Genomic DNA, 7,227 nt, shown 5'->3' with positions numbered 1-7,227 from the left:
CAGCTGCTCGTAGCTGTTGAGGCGGGCCTTGCCTTTGGCCTGCCGGGCTCGGGGGGACATGCGGATCCACTCCAGCTCCCGCTGCAGCGTCTGGCGCCGGCGGGCGTCGGCCTTCTCCTCCAGGGCGAGCCGGGCCTGCTTCTGGTCGAGCCAGGAGGAGTAGTTGCCCTCCCACGGGATGCCGTGTCCGGCGTGAAGCTCAAGAATCCAACCGGCGACGTTGTCGAGGAAGTACCGGTCGTGAGTCACCGCGACGACGGTTCCCGGGTAGTCCTGCAGGGTTCGCTCCAGCCAGGCCACCGACTCGGCGTCCAGGTGGTTGGTCGGCTCGTCCAGGAGCAGCAGGTCGGGCTTTTGGAGCAGCAGCCTGCACAGCGCCACCCGCCGCCGCTCGCCGCCGGAGAGCCGGGAGACTTCGGCGTCCCCGGGCGGAAGCCTAAGGGCGTCCATTGCGATCTCCAACGTGCGGTCCACCGACCAGGCGTCCACTGCGTCGATCTTCTCCTGCAGGGCCGCCTGCTCGTCGATGAGCTTGTCGAAGTCGGCGTCCGGGTCGCCCATCGCCTCGCAGACCGCGTTGTACCTGTCGATCAGGGCCTTGGCCTCGCCCACCCCTTCGGCCACGTTGCCCATGACGTCTTTGCTGTTGTCCAGGGCCGGCTCCTGCGCCAGGAACCCGACGGTGAACCCGGGGGTGAGCCGCGCTTCGCCGGTGTAACCGTCGTCCTCGCCGGCCATGATTCGAAGGAGCGAGGACTTGCCGGATCCGTTGGCCCCGAGTACCCCGATCTTGGCTCCGGGAAACATCGAAATGTTAATTCCGCGTAACACCTGTCGGTCCGGGGGGTGCACGCGCTGTAGATTGCGCATGGTGAAGATGAACTGTGCGGGCATGGGCTCAGGTTAACAGTCCGGTGCATTCCTAGGAACTCAGCGATTGGCGGTCCGGTTATCAGTCAAATTTCATTGCCCGCGGTTCGAATGGCTACAAACGACGCCATCGACTCGCGGACCGCGTTAAAACTTTTGGCAAATCTGCCGATATATGGGCACTGCCAAAGTCCAACGGGGGACGGGACAGCTCAAAGGAGAGACCTGCCGTGTCCAATCCCCTTGGATCCTCATTGCCAGTTCGCAGCACCGCTACCCGGTTCGCCAAATTGCTGATTCTCAGCCTGATGGCGCTTGCATTGCTTCCGATCATGCCGGCCGAGGCACAGTCCTACGGAGTCCTGCCGGGCTTCCCCACGGTCGTCAATGTCGGACAGTCGCCGGTTTCCGCGAACCTTTGGGTGATCAACCACGCACCCACTCCGATCACCGTCACCGACCTCATGTTCGTCCCCTCCTGCTCCAACTTCGACAGCTTCTGCGCCGGCGGAACCGCCGACCCGGGCGTCTTCACCTTCAGCCCGACCGGGACCGGCCTCTCCGGCACGGCCTGCAGCGGCCAGACTTTCAACCTGACGGTCGTCAACCCGGACAACGGTCAGATCCAGGTGCGGCGGGCCGACAACCAGAACTTCTCGATCGGCCAGAGCGACATCGCCTCCGACCTCGACGAGTGCAAGATCATGTTCACCATGAAGGCCAACCGGGCGCCGAACCACGACTCCCTGGCGAATGAGACCCACCCCCAGACCAACCAGAACGTCCTGGTGAGCGGGATCGCATCCGGGGCTGCCTGGACAGGCACGAACAACGACATCACCAGCGTGGTCGGCTCGGCTCCGGTTAGGCGCCCGGTCCCCCACAACGACTTCGACGGCGACGGCAAGTCCGACCTGGCTCTCTTCGGCGACCACGGCAACTGGATCAGTCCCGGCCAGCCCACGGTCTTCTACGGGCTCAACGGCGATCTGCCCGTGCCCGCCGACTACAACGGCGACCGGTCGGTCGACCGTGCCGTTTACCGCAACGGCGCCTGGTACGTGCAGAACCAGCCGGTCGTGTACTTCGGGCTAAAGGGAGACATCCCGGTGCCGGCCGACTACGACGGCGACGGGGATGTCGACCGCGGCGTGTTCCGTGACGGCGCTTGGCACGTCCAGGGCAAGCCGGTTGTGTACTTCGGACTTCCCGGCGACATCCCGGTGCCCGGCGACTACAACGGCGACGGCGACGCCGAGCGTGCCGTTTACCGCAACGGCGCCTGGCACGTCGAAGGCATGCAGACGGTCTACTTCGGTCTCGCCGGCGACATCCCGGTCCCCGCCGACTACAACGGCGACGGCGACACCGAGCGTGCCGTCTACCGCAACGGCGCCTGGCACGTCGAAGGCATTCCCACCACCTACCTCGGCATGGCCGGTGACGTGCCGGTTCCGGGAGACTACGACGGAGACGGCACGACCGATGCGGCTGTTTACCGCGACGGAGTCTGGTACCGCGAAGGGATGCCGCAGGTTTCGCTGGGCACCGCACTCGACATTGCACTCGGCCTGCCGCAGGCGATCTACAACGGGTTCTTCTAAACCGAACACCCGCAGGAAAAAAGAACCCGAGGCCGGTCCGGCCTCGGGTTCTTTTTTGTACCGGTGGCCGGGCGGTTTGCGTATAGTTCGGAGAAACCAGACATCGGGGGCGCAATGGTTGTTGCGATGTACGTTGCAGCGGGGGTCGCGGGACTGCTGCACGTGGTGATCTTCTGTGCCGAAAGCCTGTGGTGGACCAAGCCGGCCGTGTACAAGGGGTTCCTCATGACGGCCGAGCAGGCCGAGACCACCCGCCTCCTGGCGTTCAACCAGGGCGTCTACAACCTGATGCTCGCCGTGGCGACTCTCGGAGGGCTGGTCCTTTGGGCGATGGACCACGAGACCGTGGGGCTTACCCTCACCGCGTTCGGCTGCCTGTCGATGGTGGTGGCGGCGCTGGCGCTTTTGGGTTCCGCCCCTCAGCTCAAGCGGGGCGCCGCGGCGCAGGCGCTCCCGGCACTCATCTTCCTCATCCTGCTGTTGGTCCGAGTCAACGGCTGAGGATTTCAAAGGCGCAAAACGGGGTGTTTGGCCCCGGCCGCCGGATTATCGTGGTCCCCAGGGATCCGGCAACCGGAGGGCAGGATGATCGCAGTAACCCAGGCATTTACAACCGACGAAGAGCGGTGGAAGGCGGTAGCCGGCCGTCACCCCGAGGCCGAACACCGGTTCTTCTACTCGGTGCGGACGACGGGTGTCTTCTGCCGGCCCACCTGCGGATCGCGCCTGCCGCGCCGGGAGAACGTCGCCTTTCACGCCACCGCCGCCGACGCGGTGGCTGCCGGATTCCGCCCCTGCCGCAGGTGCAACCCGACGGGTGAGCCCCTGGCGTCCGAGTGGTCCGGGGCGGTGGCCCGGGCCTGCCGGGCGATCGAGACCGCCTCGACCCCTCCTTCAACCCCCGAGCTTGCCCGGGTTGCGGCGATGAGCACCTCGCACTTTCAGAGGGTCTTCAAGCAAGTGACCGGCCTGACGCCGAAGGCGTACGCCCAGTCGGTCAGGTCGGCCCGGGTACGAAACGACCTGCAACAGGACGGGACCATCACCGACGCGGTCTACCGGGCCGGCTTCAACTCGTCCAGCCGCTTCTACGAGGGGTCCTCCGGGGCGCTGGGCATGACTCCCGCCGCCTACCGGGCCGGCGGCGTGGGGATGACGGTCCGTTTTGCCGTGGGGGAGTGTTCGCTCGGGGCGATCCTGGTGGCCGCCACGCCGGTCGGGGTATGCGCCGTGCTGATGGACGACGACCCCGAAGTGCTCTCGGCCGAGCTGCGACGGCGCTTCCCGCGGGCTGAGATCGTCGCCGGCGACGGCGAGTTCACAGAGTGGGTGTCGGCAGTCATAGATCTCGTGGAGGACCCGAGTTCGCCCTTTGAGCTGCCGCTCGACATCCGGGGCACCGCCTTCCAGCACCTGGTCTGGAGGAAGCTGCGGGAGATTCCGGCCGGTTCGACGGCCAGCTACTCGGAGATCGCCAGGCAGATCGGGCGTCCCAAGGCGGCCCGGGCGGTGGCCGCCGCCTGCGCGGCCAACGGCGTGGCGGTGGTGATCCCCTGCCACCGGGTGGTGCGCAGCGACGACTCGATATCGGGCTACCGGTGGGGTGTGGAGCGCAAGCGGGAGCTGTTGCGACGGGAGTCGGCGCCGCCGCCCGAAGGAGGGTAGCGGCAACACTTGTTACTCTTCGCAGGTGGATGACGAGGACTACCGGCTGACCGACGGGGACCTGGTCGAGGCCGCCCAACCGAACGAGCTGCTGCGCCGGGTGGACGCCCTGTGCGAAGCCAGGCAGTGGGACGGCCTGGTCGATCTCGCCTGGCGCTGCCGGGAGGCGGTCGAGCGGGGCAAACAGCTGTGGCCCATCGCCGAGCACGTCGAGTACCGCCTGGCCCTGGAGGCCCCGGCCTCCTACGCCGCCTCGGTCCTGGCGCCCACCGCCGGCCGCTTCGCCCTGGGCCCCCTCACCGAGGTGTCGGCGTCCACCCACGAGTTCTCCGAGTTGAGCCCCTTCATCTCGTCGCCGCAGATCGCCGGAGTCCTTGCCGCCGAACGGGTCGTTCGGGGCGAGAACCTCGAGGGGATCGAAAAGACCCACCCCGAGATCCTGGAGCTGCCGATGGTCCTGCAGGGCTGGGAGCCGCAGTACTCGCTGGCGACCTACCGGTCGAGCAAGGTGATCGCCCCGCCGCCCGAGGTCGAGCCGCTGACCACCAGGGGCACCGGCAAGGCGGGGGAGGAGATCGACGACCCGGAGCTGGTCCGGTCACTGCTCGACCTGGCTGCGACGTGGGTTCGGTCGTCGAACGGACTGGCCGATGCAACGGTGGTCGACGGTCCGGTGGAGGCAGCGATCGGCCACCTGTGCGAGGAGGACTTCCTGATAGGCGAGATCGAACCTGCCCTGGCGCTGGCTCTGATGGGTTGGGCCGGGGCGTCGGGAGGCGCCCACGGGCGCCGGAACGGCGCAGCCGCCGGCCGCTCCGCCGCATGGTGGGCGGCGTCGGCCCTCTGCGACCTGGACTGGCCGCCGAACCCCGACCAGCTGGGGGAGGAGCTGTCCGAGCTCCGGTGGTTCCGTTGGGAGCCGATGCGGCCGGTGGGCGGGTGGCAGCTGCACCTGGCGGTGGAGGACGGCGAGAACGGTTGGTCGGCGGCCATCGCAGCCGAGGACCGGGCGGAGCAGGATCTGGTCGAGAAGTAGCCGCTAGGCGCCGGTGACGACCGCCAGGCCCTTGGTGGCCCGGGTCGCGCCGATGAGGATCAGCGATGCGTCCACCGGCGAGCTCCGGTCGACGGCCTCCGGGCGGTAGAGAACCACGTAGTCGAACTCCAGGCCCTTGGCGTCCAGCGCGGAGAGGACCTCGAACTCCTCGGTGCTGCCTTCGAGCGCCCCCGCTTCCAGGGTCACGAAGCACCCCAGCCCGCCCTGCTCCCGCAGCCAGGCGACACCCTCCTTGACCGCAGCGCTGGAGTCGCCCTCGTACCTGAAGAAGACCGGCTCGGTGCCCGAGCGGATGGACTGCAGGTCGCCGAGCGACACGCCCGACGCCCGGGCGGCGTACTCCATGATCTCTTTGGGGGTCCGGTAGTTGATGCCGAGGGTGAAGCGGGTGACCCGTCGCCCTTTGAGAACCCGGGCCAGGGAGGCCTCCCACTCCTCGGGGGTCGCCAGGGTGGCTTGAGCCGGGTCGCCGACGATGGTCCACGTGGCGTCCTCGCCCCGGCGCCCAAGCAGCCTCCACTGCATCGGCGACAGGTCCTGCGCCTCGTCGACGACGATGTGCCCGAAGCCCGTGGTCTTGCTGGCGCCCCACTCGGCCTGGCGGGTGGCGTCGAGCCGGTCCTGGAGGGTGGTGACCTCGTCGTAGATGTCGTCCTCGTGAACCGGTGTCTCCCGTATGCTCGGCGAGGGGCCGAGGAGCCAGTCGAGCTCGTCGATCAGCGGCAGGTCGCCTACCTTCGGGCCTCCGCCGGCCACCAGGTCGGCCACCAGGGCCTCGGCCTGTGGGCGGGGGAAGTGGGCCTGCAGGATCGACAGCAGGTCCTCCGGCCAGTCCTTCATCTCGCCCCACACCTGGATCGCACGCCGCTGTGGGAGGAGGGCTTCGAGCGTCTCGAGGACCTCGCTCTTCTCCGACAGCGTGTTTGCGAGGGAGTTGATCTCCTGGGCCCGGACGTTGCGGCGCCCGGACTTTGCCAGGAACGCCCGGGCGATCGACCGGAGCAGTTTGTCGGCCGACCGGTTGAAACCGGTGGGCAGCGAGTTCAGCACCTCGTCCCGGGCGGAGCGGAGGTTGGCGGGAAGGAGCTTGACCGTGTTGCCCGAGATGGTCGCCTTGAGCTCGCCCGGGGGCGGCGGGTAGCTGTGAACCAGGAACTTCTTCATGACCTTGACCATCGCCAGGCTCCCCTTGACGCGCGCCACCTCGAGGGACTCGCGTTCCGTCGCTACCACGGGGTCGGTGATGTCGAAGACCGAGCGGATGTTCACCGCAGTCTCGCCCAGGGAGGGCAGGACCCGGCTGATGTACCGGCTGAACCTCCGTCCCGGCCCGACCAGCAACACGCCCAGGCGCTCCAGCTCGGCCGCCCGTTCGTACATCAGGTAGGCGGTGCGGTGCAGGGCCACGACCGACTTGCCCGTACCCGGCCCCCCGGTGAGGATCACGCTGCCCTTGGGGTCGCAGCGGATCACCTCGTCCTGCTCGGCCTGGATGGTGGAGACGATGTCGTTCATGAACTCGCCGCGCTCCCGCATCAGGGCGTGGAGGAGGGCGCCCTCGCCGGCCACGACCGCCAGGTCTCCGGCCTTCTCGGGGACCAGCAGGTCGTCGTTGATCCCGACCACCTTGCGGCCCCTGGTGATCAGGGTCCGGCGGCGGACCACGCCCTGGGGCGAAGACGAGGTCGCGCGGTAGAACGCCGAGCCGACCGGGGCGCGCCAGTCGATGAGGATGCGCTCCTGCTCGGTGTCGGACAGCCCGATCCTCCCGACGTACAGCGGCTTGTCCGCGTCCTCGCAGTCCATCCGGCCGAAGACCAGCTGCTGCTCGCTCACCGATACGGCGGCCAGGCGCCTTCGGGAGTTGCTCGCGAAGGCCTCGCGGTCGAACACCGACTGCGGGGTGTTGGTCTTCATCGAGATCGAGCTCTCCAGGCTGGACTCGGTCCGGGCTCTGAGGTCGGCCAGGCGCGTGTAGCAGAGGTCGACGTGCTCCTGTTCCCGCGCAATCTCGTTATCTAGAAGGGTGGT

The 7,227-nt window shown here is 67.9% G+C and carries 6 protein-coding genes; 4 read left to right on the top strand and 2 right to left on the bottom strand.

Annotated features, from left to right (window positions below):
* A partial coding sequence (locus VFV09_00580) for an ATP-binding cassette domain-containing protein (protein HEU4866196.1) occupies positions 1-894 on the bottom strand: 894 nt, incomplete at its 3' end.
* A gap of 284 nt (positions 895-1,178) precedes the next feature.
* Here VFV09_00580 and VFV09_00575 point away from each other — a divergent pair.
* From VFV09_00575 to VFV09_00560, 4 genes are all read left to right on the top strand, one after another.
* A complete protein-coding gene (locus tag VFV09_00575) occupies positions 1,179-2,474 on the top strand; it encodes a hypothetical protein (GenBank protein HEU4866195.1) in 1,296 nt (431 codons plus the stop codon).
* Positions 2,475-2,588: 114 nt separating this feature from the next.
* Positions 2,589-2,975, top strand: a complete 387-nt coding sequence (locus VFV09_00570) for a DUF1304 domain-containing protein (GenBank protein HEU4866194.1) — start codon at positions 2,589-2,591, stop codon at positions 2,973-2,975.
* A gap of 84 nt (positions 2,976-3,059) precedes the next feature.
* Positions 3,060-4,139 (top strand): bifunctional DNA-binding transcriptional regulator/O6-methylguanine-DNA methyltransferase Ada, encoded by a 1,080-nt coding sequence (gene ada / locus VFV09_00565; protein HEU4866193.1) that lies wholly within the window; start codon positions 3,060-3,062, stop codon positions 4,137-4,139.
* 25 nt (positions 4,140-4,164) lie between these two features.
* Positions 4,165-5,175 (top strand): hypothetical protein, encoded by a 1,011-nt coding sequence (locus VFV09_00560; GenBank protein HEU4866192.1) that lies wholly within the window; start codon positions 4,165-4,167, stop codon positions 5,173-5,175.
* A gap of 3 nt (positions 5,176-5,178) precedes the next feature.
* On the opposite strand, the gene VFV09_00555 is transcribed toward VFV09_00560, so the two are convergent.
* On the bottom strand, positions 5,179-7,227 hold a 2,049-nt coding region (locus VFV09_00555), incomplete at its 5' end, for an AAA family ATPase (GenBank protein ID HEU4866191.1).

The organism is Actinomycetota bacterium, assembly GCA_035759705.1.
Taxonomy (GTDB): domain Bacteria; phylum Actinomycetota; class CADDZG01; order JAHWKV01; family JAHWKV01; genus JAJCYE01.
Note: the sequence above shows the minus strand (reverse complement) of the source record. Positions and strands in the feature narration are given on the sequence as shown.

Coding starts and splice junctions, on each gene's coding strand:
- VFV09_00570 (HEU4866194.1), top strand. CDS start 2,589: ATGGTTGTTGCGATGTACGTTGCAGCGGGGGTCGCGGGACTGCTGCAC.
- VFV09_00575 (HEU4866195.1), top strand. CDS start 1,179: ATGGCGCTTGCATTGCTTCCGATCATGCCGGCCGAGGCACAGTCCTAC.
- ada (HEU4866193.1), top strand. CDS start 3,060: ATGATCGCAGTAACCCAGGCATTTACAACCGACGAAGAGCGGTGGAAG.